Source organism: Streptomyces atratus (assembly GCF_900119365.1).
Lineage (GTDB): Bacteria > Actinomycetota > Actinomycetes > Streptomycetales > Streptomycetaceae > Streptomyces > Streptomyces atratus_B.
Genome location: NZ_FPJO01000040.1, coordinates 16,580 through 37,095 on the forward strand (window position 1 = coordinate 16,580; position 20,516 = coordinate 37,095).

The window sequence follows — 20,516 nt, forward strand, 5'->3', positions numbered from 1 at the left end:
GAGCGGCTGTCCGTACACCGGGACGGTGGGCGGCAGATAGTCTGCTGAAGGATCCGAGAAGCGTTCCGCCGCAGGAGAAGGAAGGCGCCCGATGGGTACTCAGCAGGAGAAGGACGAGCTGTACGCACTCGACATCTCGGGGGTGGAGTGGCTGAGCGCGCCCGGCACCGAAGAGGCGGAGGAGCGCGTCGAGATCGCTCATCTGCCGGGCGGTGCGGTGGCGATGCGGTCCTCGCTGGATCCCGGGACGGTGCTGCGGTACACCGAGGCCGAGTGGCGGGCCTTCGTCCTGGGCGCGCGGGACGGCGAGTTCGACCTGAAGTAGACGGTGCACATGAGGAAGGAGGGGCACGCTCGGGCGAGCGTGCCCCTCCTTGCCGTATGCGTGGCCGCGGTCAGTACGCCTCGGTGAAGCCGAGCGAGGCCTTGTGGTCGGTGGCGCGGTAGCTGTCCTTGCCGTTCTCGACGATCCTCGCGACCTGCTCCAGGCGGTCCTTCATGTGTTCCGCCCGGCCCTTGTATTTGCCCTGCAGGCTCACGTACTTACCGTGGGCCTCACCGTCCCAGGTGTCGGTGACGACCTTGAGGGCGGCGTCCATCTCTTCGAGGTCCTTGACGATGTTCCTGGACACCGCGCGGATGCGGTTGGCCATCTCCTGGACGGTCTCGTACTTGACCTTGGTGTGCGGGTCGTGCCCCATGTGTCTTCTCCTCGGTGCTCGGCGGTGCGGAAGGGGTGGTGCGGCGCCGGTCAGACGTTGTTCAGTCCGGAGGTGTTGGCGTTCGGCGCCGACTCCTTGACCGCGTTGAAGGCCGCACGGACCTCCTCGTCGTTGGCGTTGCTGAGGTTCTTGGTGGCTTCCACCGCGTTGAGCAGGACGTCGAGGAGCCGTCGGATCTGGTCGTGGTCCTCGTTGATCATCAGCTGCGCGGACTTGAACCCCGAGGCACCGACGCCCGTCCATCCGGCGCCGACCGTCTCCAGGATGTCGGCCAGTTCCCTGGACTGACGGGACACCGCGCGGCCCGTCTCGATGATCTTGTTCTTCGCCTGGACGATCGGATCGTCGGCAAGTCCGAAACCGCCTGAGGGGCTGGTCATCCGCAAGTCCTATCTCTCGGTTGCCTGGCCTGTCCGTCCGTCACGGTCAGGATCCTTCCGTTCCCATGTGCTCCGGCAAAGGAATGGGGAAGGTCCAGGCCGGGAAAGCACCGTCTCGGCACTCCCGTGGCTCGAACTCGGCGCAGGCCATTTCTCGTTCCCCCGTCACACACGTGAAGTCTGTTACCACCCTAGCCACTTCACGGTCTCTCCCCAACCGCTCTTCACCAGTGGCCGGCCACATCGCCGGGCGGCCGTGTCATCGTGCGGCGCGCCTTCGGCGGGCGTCCCGGACCACCGTCGCGGCCCCGCCGATCACCCCGACCAGGACGGCTGCCGCGGCCAGCGCGTAGGTGGCGTACCGCTCGCTGCGCTCCTGCGGTGTCTCCGACAGGGAGAGGTGCGCGGGCTCGGGGGCCGGTGCCTTCGGCGGCGCCGGGTCCGGATGCGGGGCGTTCTGCGGGAGGTCGTCCCCGGACAGGGCGCGGACCGGGTCGACGACGCCCCAGCCGACGTAGTCGTCATGGCCGGTGACGGAGCGTTCGGCGGTCTGCTCGATCCGGGCGACGATCTGGGCCGCCGTCCACTTCGGGTACTTGGCCCGCATCAGGGCGGCGACCCCGGCGACGTAGGGGGCGGAGAAGCTGGTGCCGTTGTCGGTGCACTGGCCGTTGCCGGGGACGGTGGAGACGATGTCGACGCCCGGGGCGGCGACCCCGACGAAATCGCCGGCCTGGGAGAACGGGGCGCGCTCGTTGTTGCGGTCGGACGAGGCGACGGCCAGGACTCCGTCGAAGGCGGCGGGGTAGGTGCGTTTCAGCCTGCCGTCCATGCCGTCGTTGCCCGCGGAGGCGACCACGACGATGTTCTTGTCGAGCGCCCTGGCCACCGCCCGGCCCAGTGTGGATGTCTCCTCCAGGGCCTTGGTCGTGTCCTGGGAGATGTTGATGACCTGGGCGCCCTTGGCGATCGCGTGGTCGATCGCGGTGGCCATGGTGGTGTCCTTGCCGCTGTTCTTCTCGTCGTTCTGGCGGATCGGGATGATCGTGGCCTCGGGGGCCAGTCCGACGAATCCGGTGCCCTTGCGGGGGCGGGCGGCGATGATGCCGGCGACCTTGGTGCCGTGGCCGACCTCGTCGACCGTGCCGTCGCTCTTGCCGCCCTTGAGGTAGTCGGCGCCCGCCGATGCGTCGACGGCCGTCCTGAGCTGCAGGTTGTCGTTGTCCACGCCGGTGTCGATGACGGCGACGCGTACGCCCTTGCCCTTGGTGTCCTGCCAGAGTTCGTCCAGCAGGACGCGTTGCAGCGGCCAGGGGCGGCCCTCGTACTGCTGCTTCATCGGGAAGGTGCACTCGCCGCCGCCGTCCAGGCCCACGTCGCCGGGTTCCCCGGTGCCCTCGGCGGCGTACGCGGCCCCCGGCGCCGCCAGTGCGGCGAGTGCGGCGGTGACCGCCATCGTCCGGACCGTCTTCCGGTACCCCATCTGTGTTCCTCCCCCGGGCCGTACTCTGCCCGCCGTCTTCCGCAACGTCATGAACCCTGGGGCTGGCGGGCGCTGTTGGTGTCCAGCCTGGGGCCCTTGGACAGGAAGTCCGACCATTCGATCGGTACGAGGGCGGGCGTCACCTTCTCGTATCCGAGCCTGCTCTGCGCCTGGCTGGGCTCGGGGCGGCCGTCCGACTGCTTCTGCTGGTCGCCGGTGCCGATGTCGGAGCGCCTGGCGTCGCTGTCACCGTTCGCCTGGACCGCGTAGCGCAGTCCGGTGTCGGTCACCAGGAAGAGTGATCCGTCGGGCCTGGTCTGCCGGCCCCGGACCTGGGTGAAGAGCAGGCCGCTGCCGGGGGTGACATAGGTGCTGGTGCCGCCGGCGGCGATGGAGGCGGGATACGCGGTGCCCGCCCAGGTGCTCAGGGTGGTCCGGCCCGAGCCGTCGACGTTGCGCAGCACGCTGCAGATGGTGTCGCGGCCGCTGCTGCCGCTCTCGGCGGAGTTGACCTGCTGGGTCCGGTGGGCAGGCCAGTGCGCGGCCTGGCCGGCGAAGGCCGCGGTGTCGGGCACGAAGTCCTGGAGGCCGACGGCGCGGGCCTCGCCTTCCAGGTTCAGCTCGGCCGTCTGCGGTGAGCTGATCAGCAGCCAGGCGGTGAACTCGGAGACGCGCTGGACCTTTCCTTCGAGCACCACGTAGTAACTGGTGCCTTCTCCGGTCCTGGTCCGCAGGACCGTGCCGACCTTGTTCTCCTCGGCGGAGAGCTGCCCCGCGACGTGTGCCGGGGCGCCGACGTTGCCGGGGATCACCGGGAAGACGATCGGACTGCCGTCGTGCAGGGTGGCCAGCCAGTCGTCGGTGACGGACTGCGGCTGCCTGCTCCCGACCAGGGCGTTGGTCAGATGGCCGCTGTCGGCGGCGGTCTCGGCGATGCGGTACTTGGTGCCCTTCGCGTCGACGAGGTACCGGGCCCGGTCCTGGCCCTGGACGTAGAGCACCTGGCCGCCGCCGAGCTTCTGCCTGCCCTCGGTCAGCTTGTTGTCGCGTGCGCCGAAGACGAAGGCGGCCTTCTGCACGGTGTTGCCCTTGCCGCCGGGCTGTACGCAGACGGCCCACCGCTTCGCCGTCCCGGCGTCCACGGCCTCGGGCAGCCGGTCGGGGGCGTACGGAATGCCGAGGATCGGCCCGCGCGGGGGCTTGCCCGCGTCCAGGACGTCGTCCGCGACCTGGATGACGTCGTACTCGGCCGGGTTGAGCAGCAGCCGGGCCGAGGCGAGGTTGAGCACGGGGTGCAACAGGGTCTTTTTCTTCTTGCCCTTGCCGGTGGTGAGCACGACGTAGCGGGTGGTGGACTTCTTGCCGACGATCACCTTGGTGGCGGGCTTGTCCCAGTTCTTGGGAGCGGTGGGCTTGAACATGCCGACGGCACCGAAGCCCGCGAGGATCAGGGCCCCGACGACCACGCTCGGCAGGACCGCGCGCAGCGGGCGCGGAGCGCCCTCCTCGGTGCCGTTGGACGAGGGTTGGAGGAATGCCGCCACCGTGCGTTTCTTCGCGAAGGTGTATGCGTTGAGCTCATCCCGCCGTGATGCCATGAGTCGCTTCGTCTCCCCGTGTCTCCCCGCGCGGCACCGGGAGCGTTCGCGTCGCCGGCCGCCGGGCCGGGCCGCGATGCCGGACCTCGGTGCCGGACCGGCCCCCTACTATGCCTGCTGACCGCGGGCGGTGGTGGGGCGGGTAGGGTGATCCGGCCGCCAGGGCCCCGACCGGGTCGGGCGGCATACGGGTGGAGTTGGGGACCGATGAACGGGGGGAACGCCGGGATGACGGCTTCCGCGACACGGGCACGTCCGGCCGGGAACACAACGGGCCCCGCAGCTCCCGGAGCCGGTGGTCCACCTGCTCCGCACGGCCCCGCGCGGCGTTCCACCGGACCGGCCTCCGGCCGCGCCAACGGGCGGGTCGGGAAGCTCGGTTCATTCCGATTGCAACAACTCGTACTGCTGGAGATCGCGGCCGCGCTGCTGCTCGCGGCGTGGGTGGTCGACCCGCTTCTGCTGGCGCCGGCCGTCGTGATCGCCGCGCTGCTGGTGCTGCTGGCCGTCGTACGCAGACACCGCCGCTCGCTGCCGGAGTTGCTGGGCACCGTCCTCTCGCTGCGCGCTCGTTCCCGCAGGGCCGCCGCGCTGCAGCTGCCTGCGGGCACGGAGCCGGGGATCGCGCCCGCCGTCGAGTGCGATCCGGCGCTGCGTACGTACTCGTTCAGCGACCGTGACCGGCGGCCGGTCGGCATGATCGGTGACGGTACGTTCGTCACGGCCGTCCTCCAGGTGGAGTCGGACGTCTCGGCGCTCAGGCCGGACCGGTCCGCGCAGCCGCTGCCCCTGGCGCTCGTACGGGATGTGCTCGAAGTCGACGGGATCCGGCTGGAGTCGGCGCAGATCGTGCAGCACACCCAGCCCGCGCCCGCCCCCCATCTGCCCCAGCAGTCCATCGCCGCGCGCAACTACGCACCGCTGCAGGCCCAGACGGGTTCGCCCGCCGTCCGGATCACCTGGATCGCGCTCAAGCTGACCCCGGAGCTGTGCCCGGAGGCCGTGCAGGCGCGCGGCGGTGGCATCACGGGGGCGCAGAAGTGCGTGGTGCGCGCGGCCGACCAGCTGTCCAGCCGGCTGACCGGGGCCGGCTTCCGTGCGACGGTGCTGACCGAGCAGGAGCTGACGTCCGCGATCGCGACCTCGGTCTGCGCCAGCGCACCGGCCATGACGCAGGCCGGTCTGAGCGGGACGCCGGCACGCCGTACCGAGGAGACCGCGCGGACCTGGCGCTGCGACGACCGGTGGCACACCACCTACTGGGTGGCCCGCTGGCCGCAGTTCGGCGCCGGCGGTGCCGCGATGCCGCAGCTCGTGGCCCTGCTCACCTCGCTCCCGGCGCTCGCCACGACCTTCAGCCTCACGCTGGGGCACGGCGAGCGGCAGGGCGTCTCGATCACCGGACACATCCGGATCACCGGCCGCAGCGACGAGGAACTGCTGGGCGCCCGCCACGAGTTGGAGCGCACCGCCCGCGGGGTCAGGACCTCGCTGGTACGGCTCGACCGCGAGCAGCTGCCCGGCGTGCTCGCCACACTGCCTCTCGGGGGTACCCGCTGATGTCCGCACCCACGAACGCAGGGAGCCGGCTCGGCTTCGGGCTGATCGGTCCGCGACGGGCACGGCAGTCGGTCTCGCTCGACCAGCTGGCGTCGCTGGCCCTGCCGGTCGGAGACGACGGCGTGGTGATCGGCGTGGACGCCCACGGCCGTCCCGCCGTGCTGGGGGTCAACCGGCCGACTCCGTGCGAGGTCACGCTGATCGGCGGGGTGTGGACGGCACAGGTGCTCGCGCTGCGGGCAGCTGCCACCGGTGCGCGGATCGTCGTGGAGACCGGCCGGGCCCAGACCTGGACGGCCCTCGCGCACGCGGCGGGCGGCGGTCAGCCGTGCATCACGCTGCACGATGTCGGACGGGTGCCGCCGCAGGGGCCGTCGGCCGGTTCGCCGGTGGTCGTGGTGCGGGACTGCGGCATGCGGCCACCGCGCGGGCGGGTGGTGTCCGGGCCGTGGCAGTCGGTGCTGACGCTGCTGCCGTATCTCAGCCCGGTGGCACCGAGGCTGATCGAGAAATCGGCCCTGGTCGGCATTCAACGGGTATCCCCTGACGAAGCGGCACAGATCGGTCGCATACTGCACCTTCCGGCTGCCGAGACCCAGGCGCTGTCCACGCTGGCGGACGGGGTCACGCTCTGGTCCGCGGGGCGCGACCGGCAGTTCGTGATGACCCAGGCGACGGATGCCGAGACCGGACTCCTGGGCGGCGCGCGCAGGATGGACTGACGGGCGCTTGCCCGCTCGCGCCGCCCGTACGGAACGTTCGGCTTTCCGTACGCAGATGTGCATGTTTGACCGCTTCACCCTTCACGCTGTGTCGTACTCGGTCCACTTGAGGGCGGCACGTGATGCACGGGACAGCTCTTGCAGTGCCGTACGGCCTGCCGGAGCGAGCCCCATGACGATTAGGGTGGGTCCGGGCGCGGCAGAAGAACCTGCGGGCAGGCAATGCGTGTCCCAGGGGGAGAGCCGGGCGGTCAGGCAGACGGAAACGGTCGCCCCCCCACCCACTACGGCACAAGGGTGCTCGACCACACCAGGAGGCAAAGTGAACGGCGATCGGGACGAGATCCGCGGGGGCTGGAACAAGCCCGTCGACGAGTCGTCCGACGCGGAGCCCGCCGAGATGACGGGTGAGTTCACCATCGACTACACCCCGCCCGCCTGGTACACGCAGAACGCGCCGGGGGACTCGTCGGGCGGTGCCGGAACGCATCTGGCGCCGCCTCCGCCGCCCACCGGAGCGCCGCTGTCCGTACCCGCGCCCGCGCCGTCGGCCGGGGGCGGTTTCGACTCCGACTGGACTCCGGCACCGCCCGCGCCCGCACCCGCGCCCGTTCCCGCACCCATTCCCGCCCAGTCCGCGGCCGGCGACGCCACGACGGGGGACGCCACACCTGCTCCCGCGGCGAGCGCGGCGGATTCCGGCGGTGCGTCGGACCCGCTCGGGAGTGGGGATGTGGAGAGCGGCACGACCATGCGGTTCTCCCCGGCCTCGCTGAAGCGGCAGATCGCGGAGATCGAGGGGCGTTCGGCGGACGCGGCCGGGGACTACCCGGTGGCGGCTTCGGGCCCGGCTTCGGGCTCAAGTCCCGCACAGGCCGATGCCGGTGACGGTGTCGGCGGTACGGGCGTGGGCGAGGCGCCTGCCTCCGACTCCGCGCAGGCGACGGACACCTCCGCCGGTGAGCCCGACGACGCCGCCGTCCCGGACTCCGCCCCCGAGGCCCGGACGGATGCCCCGGGCAGTGCCGCCGACGGGCCGCAGGACTCCGCCCCCTCCGACGCCGTCCCGGATGCGGCGCCCCGGGACGCGGCACCCGGCCACGCACCGCAGAACGCCCCGGCACCCGCCACACCGAACCCCTGGGCCCCGGCACCGCCGCAAGGCGGCGGGCTGCCGCCGCTGCCGCCCGCCTTCCAGCCCGCCGCGCCGCAGTCGGCTCCGCAGTGGCCCGCGCCCGGCCCGGCCGGACAGGCGCCCGGCGGTTACGGCTTCCCGCAGGCCGGGGCGGCTCAGCCGCAGCAGCCGCAGGCACCCCGGCCGCCCCATGGTGGCTACGGCTTCCCGCAGCAGCCCGCTCCCCCGGCGCAGCAGACACCCGCTCAGGGCGGCTACGGCTTCCCGCAGGCACCTCAGCAGCCTCAGGCGCCCCAGCAGTCCCAGACGCCTCAGTGGCCCGCGCGGCAGGGCGCCCCGCTGCCGCCGCAGGTCCAGGGCGGACCTCAGGCACCGCAGACGCCTCAGCCTCCGGCTCAGGCCGCGCCCAATCTGCCCGCCCAGGTGACCCCGCAGCAGCCCGCCCAGCCCCAGCTTCCCCAGCAACAGCAGCCGCAGCCGCAGCCGCCGCAGGGCCAGCCCGGCCAGCCCGGACAGCTGGGTCAGCCGGGGCAGCTGGGTCAGCCGGGGCAGCTGGACCAGCCCGTCGACCCCCGCACCGGGGGCGCCTGGCCCACCCCCGTCACCCACGACCAGCGCGAGCGCTCCGTGCCCGGCGCCCCGCTCGGGTACACGGCCGCCGTGGAGCTCTCATCCGACCGGCTGGTCCGGGGCAAGCAGAAGGCGAAGAGCAGCCGCAACCCCTCCGGGGCGTCCCGCTTCAAGCTGGGCGGCAAGAAGGAGGAGGCCGAGCGACAGCGCAAGCTCGACCTGATCCGTACGCCCGTGCTGTCCTGCTACCGGATCGCGGTCATCAGCCTCAAGGGCGGTGTCGGCAAGACCACGACGACCACCGCTCTCGGCGCGACCCTGGCCACCGAGCGGCAGGACAAGATCCTCGCCATCGACGCCAACCCGGACGCGGGCACGCTCGGCCGCCGGGTGCGCCGCGAGACCGGTGCCACCATCCGTGACCTGGTCCAGGCGATCCCGTACCTCAACTCGTACATGGACATCCGCCGGTTCACCTCGCAGGCGCCCTCCGGTCTGGAGATCATCGCCAACGACGTGGACCCGGCGGTCTCCACGACGTTCAACGACGAGGACTACCGGCGCGCGATCGACGTGCTGGGCAAGCAGTACCCGATCATCCTCACCGACTCGGGCACCGGCCTGCTCTACAGCGCGATGCGCGGGGTGCTGGACCTCGCCGACCAGCTGATCATCATCTCGACGCCCTCGGTCGACGGCGCGTCCAGCGCGTCCACCACCCTGGACTGGCTCTCGGCGCACGGGTACGCGGAGCTCGTGCAGCGCTCCATCACGGTCATCTCGGGGGTCCGCGAGACCGGCAAGATGATCAAGGTCGACGACATCGTGCAGCACTTCGAGACACGCTGCCGCGGCGTGGTGGTCGTACCGTTCGACGAGCATCTGTCGGCCGGTGCCGAGGTCGACCTCGACATGATGCGTCCCAAGACCCGCGAGGCGTACTTCAACCTCTCCGCGATGGTCGCCGAGGACTTCTCGCGCGCCCAGCAGCAGCAGGGACTCTGGACCTCCAACGGCTCCAACCCGCCGCCGCAGTACGCCCCGCCGATGCCCGGCCAGCAGCCGTACGCCCCGCAGCAGCCGCAGCCGCAGGGGTACCCACAGCATCCGCAGCCGCAGGGGTACCCGCAGCAGCAGCAGCAGCCGTACGGCGGCCAGCAGCCCCCGCAGCCGTACCCACCGCAGCCCGGTCCCGGGGCGCAACAGAACGGCTGGCAGCAGCCGTTGCCCCCGCAGGCCCCGTCCGCCGCGGCTCCGGCCGGCCCGCTCCCGCCCCACCAGCGGCAGCCCGCCCTGCCTGGTCAGCCGGGTCAGCCCGGACAGCCGGTCCCGCCCGAGTTCCAGGGGCCCGTACCGCCCGCGGGATGGCAGCAGCAGCCGCCGTCAGCGCCTCAGCAGTAAGGCGTCAGAGGTCTAAACCAATGAGGGTCCGCACCGTCTCCACGGTGCGGACCCTCTGTGCATTCCCGCAGACCACACGCCGTTTCGATGACCGTTGACGCGGCTCGACCCCCGCTGATAAACCTTCGCTTCACCAGCTGGCGAACCACAGATCAACCCGCCTTCTCCGTGCGAGTCATGACGCGAGGTCCCTGACCATGGTCGAAAGAGTTCCACCACGCTCCGCCCAGCCACGCTCACGTCTGCGTGTCCTCCTGGCCTCCGGTGCCGCCGCACTTGCGCTGGCCGCCGGATCCATCGTCCCGGGTGTGCCGCTCGGCGCCGCGACGCAGCAGGCGCAGGCCGCCGACAGCGGAAAGTCGACACTGACCGTCGCCGTCGCACAGAGCGTCGACTCGCTGAGCCCGTTTCTCGCTCAGCGGCTCATGAGCACCAGCATCTCCCGGCTCATGTACGACTTCCTCACCAACTACGACCCCAAGGACAACCACGCGATCCCCGGCCTCGCCACCAAGTGGGAGCCGTCCGCGGACAAGTTGACCTGGACGTACACCATCCGGTCCGACTCCAAGTGGTCGGACGGGCAGCAGGCCACCGCCGAGGACGCGGCCTGGACGTTCAACAAGATGATGACCGACGAGGCCGCCACGCAGGCCAACGGCAACTTCGTCGCGAACTTCAAGAAGGTGACGGCTCCCAGCCCGACGCAGCTGGTCATCGAGCTCAAGGAGCCGCAGGCCACCATGGCGGCACTCGATGTGCCGATAGTGCCGAAGCACGTCTGGGAGAAGGTCGGTGACTTCTCCAAGTTCAACAACGACAAGACGTTCCCGATCGTCGGCAACGGGCCGTTCATCCTGACCGACTACAAGGTCGACCAGTACGTGAAGCTCAAGGCCAACAAGGACTTCTGGCGTGGCAAGCCGAAGTTCGACGAGCTGGTCTTCAAGACGTACAAGGACCAGGACGCCGCGGTCGCCGCGCTGCGCAAGGGCGAGGTCTCCTTCGTCGCCGGCTCCCCCGCGCTGACGCCCGCTCAGGCCGCGTCCCTCAAGGGCGAGAAGAACGTCAAGGTCAACGAGGGTCCGGGCCGCCGCTTCTTCGCGCTGGCCACCAACCCGGGCGCGCAGACCAAGGACGGCAAGAAGTTCGGCAACGGCAGCAAGGCCCTTCTCGACCAGAAGGTGCGCCAGGCCCTCTTCCTGTCCATCGACCGCAAGACCATCATCGACAAGGTCTTCCAGGGGCACGCCGTCGAGGGCCAGGGCTACATCCCGCCGCGCTTCTCCGCGTACCACTGGCAGCCGACCGCCGAGCAGAGCCTGGCGTACGACCCGGCCAAGGCGGCCAAGCTGCTCGACGAGGCGGGCTACGAGCTCAAGGGCGACCAGCGGGTCGGCAAGGACGGCAAGCCGCTCGACCTGCGCATCCTGTGCCACGCCACGGACCCGAACGACAAGGCGATCGGCAAGTACCTCAAGGAGTGGTGGGGCAAGCTCGGCATCGGCCTGAAGGTCGACTGCCTCGACAACGTCTCGGTGCCCTGGTACGCCGGTGAGTACGACCTCGCCTTCGACGGCTGGTCCGTCAGCCCGGACCCCGACGCCGTCCTCGGCATCCACACCTGCGCCGCGCTGCCGGTCAAGGCCAAGGACAGCGCCGCCACCGACAACTTCATCTGCGACAAGCAGTACGACGAGCTCTACAAGAAGCAGCTCGCCGAGTACGACCCGGCCAAGCGCGCCGGGATCGTCAACCAGATGCAGTCGTGGCTCTACGAATCCGGGTACATGAGCGTCATCGCGTACCCGAACGCGGTCGAGGCGTACCGCACCGACCAGATCAAGTCGATCACGACCATGCCCGAGGCGGCCGGCAACATCTACGGCCAGGACGGTTACTGGAGCTGGTGGTCCGCGGCTCCTGCGTCCGGCGGCAGTTCGGACGGCTCCGGCGGGTCGAGCTCGACCGGCGTCGTCATCGGCATCATCGTGGTGGTCGTGGTGCTCGCCGGTGGCGGGCTGTTCATCGCGATGCGCCGCCGCAACACGGCGGACGACCGCGAGTAACCACTCGGACGGGTCGAGAGAGGGACCGGCCGGTGAACGTGCAGCTCACCGGTCGGCCCCTCCACGTGCAGCACGAGTAACGAGAGTTCCCCATGACAGCTGACAGCACTCCGGCGCTCGTGCAGATCGCGGACGCGGACACCGACGGCCCGGCTCGGTCCGGCCCGTCGGCCGCCCGCGGTCCACGGGCGCGCAACACCAAGGCATACCTCCAATACGTGGCGGCCAAGATCGCGGGAGCGGCGGTCTCGCTCATCGCCGTTCTGGTCACCAGCTTCTTCCTCTTCCGGCTCATTCCCAGCGACCCGGTGAAGCAGATGACGGGCGGCAGGCGCGTCTCCGCCGAACAACTCCAGTCGCTCAGGCATCAGTTCGGCCTCGACCAGCCGATGTGGCAGCAGTTCACGTCGTACGTGGGAGACGCCCTCACGGGCGACTTCGGCACCTCCTTCCAGTTCCACACGCCGGTCATCGACAAGATCACCGAAGCGCTGCCGGCGACCCTGCTGCTCACCGGCACGTCGTACGTCCTCTACACCGCGCTCGGCATCTGGCTCGGCACCCGTACCGCGTGGCGCAACGGCTCCATGAGCGACCGCTTCAACACCGCGTTCGCGCTCACGCTCTACTCGGTGCCGTCGTTCTGGCTGGGCCTGCTCCTGATCATCGTCTTCGCGGTGGGCATCGGCCCGATCCCCGGGATGTTCCCGACGGGCGGTCTGGAGTCGGGCAGCGAGACCGGGTTGGCCTACGTCCTCGACGTGGCGCACCATCTGGTCCTGCCGGTGATCACACTGGTCGCGGTCGGGTACGCGCAGACGCTCCTGGTGATGCGCTCCTCGCTGCTCGACGAGATGGGCAGCGACTATCTGACGACGGCCCGCGCGAAGGGGCTGCGGGACGACGTCGTACGCCGCAAGCACGCCGTGCCGAACGCGATGCTGCCGACCTTCACCCTGATGTTCGTGAACCTCGGGCATGTGGTCGCCGGACAGATCCTGGTCGAGACGGTGTTTTCCTGGCCGGGCCTCGGCGGCCTCTTCTACCAGGCGCTCAGCGTGCCCGATCTCCCGCTCGTGCAAGGGCTGTTCTTCGTCTTCGCCACCGCGGTGATCCTGGCGAACACCCTTGCCGATGTGCTCTATCCGCTGCTCGATCCCCGGGTGGGCCGATGACGACCGAATCCATGCCCACGCCCACGAAGGCGGAGACCGCGCAGACTCCGCGCTCTCTGGCCCGCGCGCGCAAGCGCCGGTCCGTCGCCCGCTTCTGGCGGGAGTACCGGGGCCACCGGAGCGGACTGTGGGGTCTGGCGGCGCTCGCCCTGATCGCGCTGGTCGCCCTGTTCGCGCCGCAGCTCGTCGGGGCCGACTCGCAGAGCGTCACCGGCGCCCCCGGCGGTGCGCTGGAGTCGCCGAGCGGTGAATTCCCTCTCGGCACCGACCAGTTCGGCCGCAGCGTGCTGGCGCTGCTGGTGTGGGGTACCCGGGTGTCACTGACGGTCGGCCTGCTCGCGGCGTTCCTGTGCGTCGCCATCGGTACGGTCGTCGGCATCGTCGCGGGCCACTTCCACGGCTGGTACTCGACGGTCCTGATGCGGATCACCGACTGGTTCCTGGTGATGCCGACGCTGGTCCTCGCCATCGCGCTCGCCACGGTGATGGACCGCTCGATGTGGACGGTCATCATCGCGATCGGGGTCACGACCTGGCCGACCACGGCCCGGCTGGTCCGGGCCCAGACGCTCGCCGTGGAGTCCCGCCCGTACATCGAACGGGCCCGCGCGCTGGGCGGCGGCCACGGGCACATCATGGTCCGGCACGTGCTGCCGAACGTGATGCCGCTGGTGCTCGCGCAGACCACGCTGGTGATCTCCAGCGCGATCCTCACCGAGGCCACCCTGGCCTTCCTCGGTCTCAGCGACCCGACGACCACCTCCTGGGGCGGCATGCTCCAGGACGCCCGCGAGGCGGGCGCGGTCAGCGCGGGCGACTGGTGGTACCTGGCACCGCCCGGCATCGCCATCGCCCTGGTGGCCCTGGCGTTCACGCTGTGCGGCCGCGCCATCGAGTCCGTCCTCAATCCCAAGCTGGGGGTGGCCCGTTGAGCACGACGAGCATCCAGAAGACGCCGCTTCTCGACGTACGGGACCTCACGGTGACGTACGCCGGCGGAGCACAGGCCGTCCGTGGTGTGAACCTCTCGGTCGACGCGGGGCAGAAGCTCGGCATCGCCGGTGAGTCGGGCTGCGGGAAGTCGACGCTGGCGCTCGCGCTGCTGCGGCTGCTGCCCGCCGGTACGAAGGTCTCCGGCGAGATCCTGCTGAACGGCGAGGACGTCCTCACCATGAAGTGGGGCCAGGTCCGGGCGGTGCGCTGGGCGGGCGCGTCGATCGTCTTCCAGGGCGCGATGCACTCGCTCAATGCGGTGCACCGCATCGGGGACCAGATCGCCGAACCGATCCTGCTGCACCGGAAGGCGACGCAGGCCGCGGCGGCGAAGCGGGCGGGCGAGCTGCTGGAGCAGGTGGGGCTGCCCGCCGCCCGCGCCTCCGCCTATCCGCACGAGCTCTCCGGCGGGCAGCGGCAGCGCGTGATGATCGCGATGGCGCTCGCCTGCGACCCGGGTCTGATCATCGCGGACGAGCCGACCACGGCCCTCGATGTGATGATCCAGGCCCAGATCCTGCGGCTGATCGAGCAGCTGGTGTCCGAGCAGGACCTCGGCCTGATCATGATCAGCCATGACCTCGCGGTGCTCTCGGACACCTGCGACCGGCTCGCGGTGATGTACGCGGGCCGGGTCGTCGAGGAGGGCCCGGCGTCCGAGGTCTACGAGAACGCGCACCACCCGTACGGCAGGGCCCTGTCCGGCGCGTTCCCGCGCATCGGCGACCCGGCCTCCCGGTTCGCACCCCGCGGGCTGCCCGGCGATCCGCCCGACCCGTCGGCACTGCCCGGCGGCTGCACCTTCCACCCGCGCTGCCCGGTGGCCCTGGAGTCCTGCACCACCGAGGACCAGGAGCTGCGGGCCGCGGGGCCGGAGCGGCGGGCCGCCTGTGTGCTGGTGGAGCCGGGGGCGGTCGCGGTCCCGGCCCTGCCGGGCGCCGAGGAAGCAAGGAGCACACCATGAGCACCACCACTCCCCTGCTCAGCGCCGAGGCGCTGAAGGTCACCTTCCCCGGCCGGCGCGGGGCCGCCCCGGCGCGGGCCGTGGACAGTGTCGACCTGGACATCCGGCCCGGCGAGATCGTCGCGCTGGTCGGCGAGTCGGGCTGCGGCAAGACGACGCTGGCGCGTTCGCTGCTGGGCCTGGTCCCGCCGACGTCCGGGCAGGTCACCTTCGGGGGCAAGCCGCTCGACTACGCGAGCCGGGCGCTGAAGTCGTACCGCAAGCGGGTCCAGCTGGTGCTCCAGGACCCCAGTGGCTCGCTCAACCCGAGGCACACGGTGTACGACGCCGTCGCCGAGGGGCTGCGGATCCACGGGTACGCCGGGGACGAGCGGGAGGCGGTGGCCGGGGCGCTGTCCCGGGCCGGGCTGCGGCCCCCGGAGCGGTTCTTCCTGCGGTATCCGCACGAGCTGTCCGGCGGTCAGCGCCAGCGGGTCGTGATCGCGGGCGCGCTGGTCCTGGAGCCCGAGCTGATCGTGGCCGACGAGCCGGTGGCCTCTCTGGACGCCTCGGTGCGCGGCGAGATCCTGGCCCTGCTGCTGCGGCTGCGGGACGAGCTGGGCCTGTCCGCGCTGGTGGTCACGCACGACCTCGGGCTGGCGTGGAACATCGCGGACCGGGTCGCGGTGATGTACCTCGGCCGGATCGTGGAGACGGGCAAGGTGGAGGAGATCCTGACGGCTCCTCAGCATCCGTACACCCAGGCGTTGTTGTCGGTGCTGCCGGAGTCCGGTGCGGAGCCGGTGATCCTGACCGGTGAGCCGCCGGACCCGTCCAGGGTGCCTTCCGGCTGCCGGTTCCACGCCCGCTGCCAGGTGCTGGCCTCGGGCGAGGCGGAACGGGCGGGCGTCGCGGAGGCCTGCCGTACGAAGGATCTGCCGGTGCTCGCGGGCGGCGGGCAGACCCAGGTGGCGTGCCACTGGGCGGTCGCGGCCGCGAAGGCCCGCGCGTAGCAGGGCGGCCGGTGCGACGACGCGGGGCCGGAACCGTCGAAACGGTTCCGGCCCCGCGTCGTCCCGTACGGGAAGAGGTTCAGCCGCGCTTGTACGCGGAGATCAGCTCGCTGCACCGCTTCACATCGGCGGCCATCGCCACGAGCAGGTCGTCGATCGAGTCGAACTTCAGCATCCCGCGCACGTACGCCAGGAAGTCCACCGCGACATGGAGCCCGTACAGATCGAGGCCGACGCGGTCGATCGCGTACGCCTCCACCGTCCGCTCCGTGCCGTCGAACTGCGGGTTCGTGCCGACCGAGATCGCGGCGGGCATCGCCTCGCCGTTCACGTTCAGCCAGCCCGCGTAGACGCCGTCGGCGGGGATCGCGGTGTGCGGCAGGGTCTCCACGTTGGCCGTGGGGAAGCCGAGCTCACGGCCGCGCTGCGCGCCGCGGACCACGATGCCCTCGACCCGGTGCGGGCGGCCCAGGATCTCGGCGGCGCCCGCGACATCGCCCTCGGCCACCAGCCGCCGGGTGAGGGTGGAGGAGAACGGCTCGCCGCCGCCCGCCTCGCCGCTCACGTACAGGTCGATGACCTCGACGCGGTAGTCGTAGGTCTCACCGAACTCGGTGAGCAGCTGCACGTTCCCCGCGGCCTTGTGGCCGAAGCGGAAGTTCGGCCCCTCGATGACCAGCTGCGCGTGCAGCTTGTCGACGAGCACCTTCACGATGAAGTCGGTCGGCGCCAGCTTCGAGAACTCGCTGGTGAACGGCAGGATGAGCACCGCGTCCACCCCCAGCTCCGCCATCAGCTCGGCGCGCCGGTGGTGCGGGGCGAGCAGCGGCGGGTGGCTGCCGGGCCGTACGACCTCGCTGGGATGCGGGTCGAAGGTCACCACGACCGACGGCACGCCCAGCTCGCGGGCGCGCTCCACGGCGCGCCCGATGATCAGCTGGTGCCCGCGGTGCACCCCGTCATAGGAGCCGATGGTGACGACGCTGCGTCCCCAGTCCTGGGGGATGTCCTCCAAGCCACGCCAGCGCTGCACTCTGACCGCTCCTCGCCCGAACCTGTGTACGTGGGTTTGTCTCTTACGCAGGTCTAAGACTGCCATGCTCACGCCGCGCGGCCTGCATCGGCATCGCCTTCGCGCTGCCCAGCGCCTCCACCGTCCGCCGCGCGCTCGGGCCGACGAGCACCGCCCATTCCTGCGGGGCGTCGGCCAGCCACCCGGTGATCAGGGCGGCGAAACCGGGTACGTCACGGGCGAGTTCGACCAGCCGGCGGTCGAAGCGGACCGCGCCCTCGGGCGTCCGGACCAGCAGGGTCCCGGTGCGGTGGACCAGGGCGCGGGTGCGGGCGGGGGCGCGGGTGCCGGAGCCGGTCGCGGCGGCCCGCAGCAGCGCGTCGAGCACGGCCGGATCGCGGTGGGCCTCCTGCTCGAAATCCAGCAGGACCTCCAGCAGCTGCTCCCTCAGCGGCCCGGAGGCGGGGCTCCCGGGTGCGGCGAGCACTCCGGCGAGCGCTCCGCGTACCGGCGGCGGGACGGGGCGGTCCCGCAGCAGCCCGGTCACCAGGGGCAGCAGCAGGGCGCGGGCGGCGGGGCCGCGCTCCAGTCTCCGGTCGATGTACGAGGCCGGGTGCACGGAGTCGTCCGGGTGGCTGTCGATGTAGGCGCGCACCAGCCCGGCGGTGTGCAGGGCGAGCGCGGGGGCGTCGATCCCGGCCAGTGAGCACAGCACCTCGCCCGCCCCGCCGTCCGGCCGGGTGAGCCGCTCCCGGAACGCGGCGAGCACCGGCTCCGGGTGGGAGGGCAGCGCGACGGCGAGCGCCTCCGCGGACGGCCCGGACTCCCCCGCGACGAAGGCCCGGAGCGCCTGCGGGAGGTAGCGGTCCCGGGTCCGCGGATCCTGTACGAGGAGGGCGAGCGCGGCCCCGTGCAGGGCGGTGTCCGTCGGGCGGGCCAGCAGGGCCAGGGCGGATCCGCGCAGCAGCCCGCGGTCGGCGTCCAGGGTGGCGTGAGCCGAGGTGACCAGCGCGTACGAGGCGGCGGCGGTGCGGCGGGCGCGCCGGTCCTCGTCGTGGGCCCAGCGGTGGACGGCCCGGCACAGCGCGGAGGGCTCGTCCTCGGCCAGCGCGGCGAGCAGTTCCCCGGCCCTGGGGTGGGGGGTCGAGACGAGCGCGTCGGTCAGCTCGTCGACGGCCAGGTCCCGGCGGGCGTAGAGGAGCGCCTGGGCGGCGGCCGCCACGGTCGGCCGCATCGCGTCCCCGTCCCCGGCGGGGAGCGGGCGCTCGTCGGTGAACCAGCCGCAGAGCAGGGGCTGTACGGTCCGGGGCCGGTCGGCGAGGCGGCGCGCCACGGCGTCCAGGAACCGCTCGCCGCCGTCGGGACACGTGCCTCCGGAGCGGTCGCCCTCGGCACGGGGTTCGCCGGGGGGCGGGCCGTCGGCCGGGACGAGGCGCCGGAACAGGTCGATCCGGTCCTCCTCGGACAGCCTGAGCCGCTGCCAGAACCACGGCCCGAACGCGGCGTACGTCCCCGGGCCCCCCGGCGCGCCCGTGGCCGCCCGGCGCACGACCCGGCCGGCCAGGAGCCGCAGCACGCCGAGGTGCGGCCGGGCGTCGGGCACCCGGAGCAGGGTCTGGGAGAGCAGCCGGACCGCCCACCAGCGGGCGTCGTGGCGCGGTCCCGGATTCGCCACCGCCTCCGCGGACAGCCGGTCCAGCGCCTCGATGAGATCGGCCAGCTGGTGGGAGAGGGCGGCGGGGCCGTACCTGCGGCCCAGGAGGAGCAGGGCCTGGATCACCGGGCCGATGCGGTGGCGCGGTACGGGCAGGGTGCGCGTCCCGGTCGCCGCAGGCGGCTTCCTCGGCTGCGGAACCCGGCCTTCGGCGGCCGCCGCCCCCGGCTCCCGGCCCGGCCCCTCCTGGGCGTGCCAGCGGTGGACCAGCGCGTGCAGCGCCGCGTCCACGTCCAGGTGGGCGCCCTGCACCCAGTCGCCGAGCTCCTCGTGCGCGAAGCGGTAGCCGGCGCCCGCCGGGACGAGCAGGCCTTCGGTGAGGACGGCCGACGCCCAGCCCGTGCGCCAGGGGAAGACCTCCTCGAACGCCGCCCGGTCCAGCTCCCCCTGCCCGGGGCCCAGACAGCGCCGCGCCGCCTCGTGGACCTGCCCCGCCACCCGGGCGGCCAGCCTGCGGACCGCGCCGCCCCCGGGCGCCGGGCCGGACGCGGCGGCGATGCGGACCGCGACGCGCAGGCACATCAGGTCCAGATGGGCGCCGAAGACCTCCTCGGTCCCGGGCTGCCCGGCGACATCCCCCGGCAGCGCGGCGCGCACCTCCGCGAGCAGGCGCAGAGTGAGCGGGTGCCGGTCGTGCCCGGGGGCGAGTGCCTCGGGCGGGATGGCGTACCGCTCCTTGGCCTGTCCGGCCTGGCCCGCGGTGAAGTCGCCCAGGCCGACCGCGGGAGGCAGCCGCCTGGCCGGCCTGGCGGGGCGGTGCAGCGCGCCGGGCGGGCAGAGCGCACCGGCCGTCTCCCAGTGCTCGGGTCCGCAGGCGATCACCAGCCGCGCCCCGTTGCCCCGCAGCCACTCGACGGTGGCGGTGGTCCACCGGGCCGGCTCGTGGGCCAGCGCGGGAGGCATCTCCTCGGGGCCGTCCAGCAGGACCAGCAGGGGGATCCCGGACTCCTCGGCCAGCCGGGCCACCCGCTCGGGGGTGGCCCTTGCCATGTCGCCCCGGGCACCGGCGGCGGTGACGATCCGCCCGGCCCTGCGCAGTGCACGGGCGACGGCGTCGGCGACCGAGGTGTCGTCGGCCAGCAGATCGGCGCCGCGCAGCCAGAGGGTGGGCGCGGGTACCGGGCCGCGTGCCCGGCGTGCGGTGAGCGCGGCCAGTTCGGTGGTGCGGCCGGTGCCCGGCGCTCCGACGAGACCGAGGACGACGGCGGGGCCGTCCGGTGCGGATCCGGCGCGGGCCGGGCCCGCGAAGGCGGTGAACTCCGCGGTGACGTCCGGGCGTTCGACCGGATCGGGGCAGGCGGCCGGCCCGTCCGCCGAGCCGAGCGAGGTCGCGGTGAGGTGCAGGGCGCCCGCGAGGTTCAGATCGCGTCCGTATCCGGGGACGCTCGTGGCGTTGCGCCGCAGCAGGGCGCCGAGCGGGCCCTCGGTGCCCGCCGCCCGGAGCGGCACGGCGAACCCCGCCCCCGTGTGCCCGGCACGCAGCGCACTGCCCAGCACGGCGATGACCGCGCCGCTCTCCGGGTCGAGGACGGGCCCGCCCACGGCCGCGCCGCCGCGCCGCAGGGCGTCCGTGCCGTCCGTGCCGAGCGCCAGCTCCAGCGCCGCGATCCGGTGGGAGCGGCCGTTCGCGGTGTACGTCACGGGGGCGGTGCCGAGCACCCGGGCCTCGCGCCAGCCGTGCGCGGCGATCGTCAGATACGTACCGTCGTCGATCCGGTCCCGCAGGGCGATCGGGACCGGCTCCACGCCCAGCTCGCCCGGCCCCGCTGTGTGCAGCAGGGCAAGATCCAGCTCGGGCAGCGCGGTGATGTCGTCGGCCTCCACCGCGCGGCTGCGGCCGTCCGTTCCGTGCAGGACCAGCCGGGTGGGGCCGTCCACGGCTTCATGGCTGGTCAGTACCGTGCCCCGGTCGTCCGCGACGAATCCGGTACCCCTCGGCCGGCCGGCCGGATCGCAGATACGTACCAGCGCTGCCCGGTGCCCGCTTCCCATGATCCGAACGTTAGGTCCGATGATCAGCGCGTGT

The 20,516-nt window shown here is 72.3% G+C and carries 15 protein-coding genes; 9 read left to right on the plus strand and 6 right to left on the minus strand.

Annotation, left to right across the window (positions count from 1 at the left end):
• Nucleotides 1-91: 91 nt before the first annotated feature.
• Nucleotides 92-325, plus strand: a complete 234-nt coding sequence (locus tag BT364_RS35500) for a DUF397 domain-containing protein (protein ID WP_072489308.1) — start codon at nucleotides 92-94, stop codon at nucleotides 323-325.
• 70 nt (nucleotides 326-395) lie between these two features.
• Here BT364_RS35500 and BT364_RS35505 read toward each other — a convergent pair whose 3' ends face one another.
• From BT364_RS35505 to eccB, 4 genes are all read right to left on the minus strand, one after another.
• Nucleotides 396-701 carry a WXG100 family type VII secretion target gene (locus BT364_RS35505; protein WP_072489309.1) on the minus strand — a complete coding sequence of 102 codons (306 nt, stop codon included), beginning with the start codon at nucleotides 699-701 and terminating at the stop codon, nucleotides 396-398.
• A 50-nt stretch (nucleotides 702-751) separates the two neighbouring features.
• Nucleotides 752-1,102, minus strand: coding sequence for a hypothetical protein (locus BT364_RS35510; RefSeq protein WP_072489310.1), 351 nt, complete (start codon nucleotides 1,100-1,102; stop codon nucleotides 752-754).
• Nucleotides 1,103-1,361: 259 nt separating this feature from the next.
• Nucleotides 1,362-2,585, minus strand: a complete 1,224-nt coding sequence (gene mycP, locus BT364_RS35515; protein ID WP_072489311.1) for a type VII secretion-associated serine protease mycosin — start codon at nucleotides 2,583-2,585, stop codon at nucleotides 1,362-1,364.
• 47 nt (nucleotides 2,586-2,632) lie between these two features.
• The gene (gene eccB, locus BT364_RS35520; protein ID WP_072489312.1) at nucleotides 2,633-4,183 is read right to left on the minus strand and encodes a type VII secretion protein EccB; all 1,551 of its coding nucleotides are present in this window, start codon (nucleotides 4,181-4,183) and stop codon (nucleotides 2,633-2,635) included.
• Between the two features lie 228 nt (nucleotides 4,184-4,411).
• Here eccB and eccE point away from each other — a divergent pair, with 228 nt between their 5' ends.
• From eccE to BT364_RS35560, 8 genes are all read left to right on the plus strand, one after another.
• On the plus strand, nucleotides 4,412-5,743 hold the full coding sequence (eccE, locus tag BT364_RS35525) for a type VII secretion protein EccE (protein ID WP_072489335.1): 1,332 nt from the start codon (nucleotides 4,412-4,414) through the stop codon (nucleotides 5,741-5,743).
• Nucleotides 5,743-6,465 carry a hypothetical protein gene (locus BT364_RS35530; RefSeq protein WP_072489313.1) on the plus strand — a complete coding sequence of 241 codons (723 nt, stop codon included), beginning with the start codon at nucleotides 5,743-5,745 and terminating at the stop codon, nucleotides 6,463-6,465. Before eccE ends, BT364_RS35530 begins: the two co-directional genes overlap by 1 nt.
• Nucleotides 6,466-6,787: 322 nt before the next feature.
• Entirely contained in the window at nucleotides 6,788-9,571 is a 2,784-nt protein-coding gene (locus tag BT364_RS35535) for an SCO5717 family growth-regulating ATPase (protein WP_072489314.1), read from the plus strand.
• Nucleotides 9,572-9,768: 197 nt separating this feature from the next.
• Nucleotides 9,769-11,640 carry an ABC transporter substrate-binding protein gene (locus tag BT364_RS35540; protein ID WP_072489315.1) on the plus strand — a complete coding sequence of 624 codons (1,872 nt, stop codon included), beginning with the start codon at nucleotides 9,769-9,771 and terminating at the stop codon, nucleotides 11,638-11,640.
• Nucleotides 11,641-11,732: 92 nt separating this feature from the next.
• The gene (locus BT364_RS35545) at nucleotides 11,733-12,815 is read left to right on the plus strand and encodes an ABC transporter permease (RefSeq protein ID WP_072489316.1); all 1,083 of its coding nucleotides are present in this window, start codon (nucleotides 11,733-11,735) and stop codon (nucleotides 12,813-12,815) included.
• 11 nt (nucleotides 12,816-12,826) lie between these two features.
• A complete protein-coding gene (locus BT364_RS35550; protein WP_256260368.1) occupies nucleotides 12,827-13,747 on the plus strand; it encodes an ABC transporter permease in 921 nt (306 codons plus the stop codon).
• Entirely contained in the window at nucleotides 13,744-14,772 is a 1,029-nt protein-coding gene (locus BT364_RS35555; protein ID WP_072489318.1) for an ABC transporter ATP-binding protein, read from the plus strand. Before BT364_RS35550 ends, BT364_RS35555 begins: the two co-directional genes overlap by 4 nt.
• Nucleotides 14,769-15,764 carry an oligopeptide/dipeptide ABC transporter ATP-binding protein gene (locus BT364_RS35560; protein WP_072489319.1) on the plus strand — a complete coding sequence of 332 codons (996 nt, stop codon included), beginning with the start codon at nucleotides 14,769-14,771 and terminating at the stop codon, nucleotides 15,762-15,764. The genes BT364_RS35555 and BT364_RS35560 overlap by 4 nt, the downstream gene beginning before the upstream one ends.
• A 79-nt stretch (nucleotides 15,765-15,843) precedes the next feature.
• On the opposite strand, the gene BT364_RS35565 is transcribed toward BT364_RS35560, so the two are convergent.
• Together BT364_RS35565 and BT364_RS35570 are read right to left on the minus strand one after the other, a co-directional pair.
• Nucleotides 15,844-16,797 (minus strand): bifunctional riboflavin kinase/FAD synthetase, encoded by a 954-nt coding sequence (locus BT364_RS35565; protein ID WP_072489320.1) that lies wholly within the window; start codon nucleotides 16,795-16,797, stop codon nucleotides 15,844-15,846.
• A gap of 43 nt (nucleotides 16,798-16,840) precedes the next feature.
• The gene (locus BT364_RS35570) at nucleotides 16,841-20,482 is read right to left on the minus strand and encodes a S1 family peptidase (RefSeq protein WP_072489321.1); all 3,642 of its coding nucleotides are present in this window, start codon (nucleotides 20,480-20,482) and stop codon (nucleotides 16,841-16,843) included.
• Between the last annotated feature and the right edge of the window lie 34 nt (nucleotides 20,483-20,516).

Bases quoted from the DNA above. Each gene is read 5' to 3' on its own strand.
- BT364_RS35500 (WP_072489308.1), top strand. From the start codon at position 92: ATGGGTACTCAGCAGGAGAAGGACGAGCTGTACGCACTCGACATCTCG.
- BT364_RS35510 (WP_072489310.1), bottom strand. From the start codon at position 1,102: ATGACCAGCCCCTCAGGCGGTTTCGGACTTGCCGACGATCCGATCGTC.
- BT364_RS35530 (WP_072489313.1), top strand. From the start codon at position 5,743: ATGTCCGCACCCACGAACGCAGGGAGCCGGCTCGGCTTCGGGCTGATC.
- BT364_RS35550 (WP_256260368.1), top strand. From the start codon at position 12,827: ATGCCCACGCCCACGAAGGCGGAGACCGCGCAGACTCCGCGCTCTCTG.
- BT364_RS35560 (WP_072489319.1), top strand. From the start codon at position 14,769: ATGAGCACCACCACTCCCCTGCTCAGCGCCGAGGCGCTGAAGGTCACC.
- BT364_RS35505 (WP_072489309.1), bottom strand. From the start codon at position 701: ATGGGGCACGACCCGCACACCAAGGTCAAGTACGAGACCGTCCAGGAG.
- BT364_RS35540 (WP_072489315.1), top strand. From the start codon at position 9,769: ATGGTCGAAAGAGTTCCACCACGCTCCGCCCAGCCACGCTCACGTCTG.
- BT364_RS35570 (WP_072489321.1), bottom strand. From the start codon at position 20,482: ATGGGAAGCGGGCACCGGGCAGCGCTGGTACGTATCTGCGATCCGGCC.
- mycP (WP_072489311.1), bottom strand. From the start codon at position 2,585: ATGGGGTACCGGAAGACGGTCCGGACGATGGCGGTCACCGCCGCACTC.
- BT364_RS35545 (WP_072489316.1), top strand. From the start codon at position 11,733: ATGACAGCTGACAGCACTCCGGCGCTCGTGCAGATCGCGGACGCGGAC.
- eccB (WP_072489312.1), bottom strand. From the start codon at position 4,183: ATGGCATCACGGCGGGATGAGCTCAACGCATACACCTTCGCGAAGAAA.
- eccE (WP_072489335.1), top strand. From the start codon at position 4,412: ATGACGGCTTCCGCGACACGGGCACGTCCGGCCGGGAACACAACGGGC.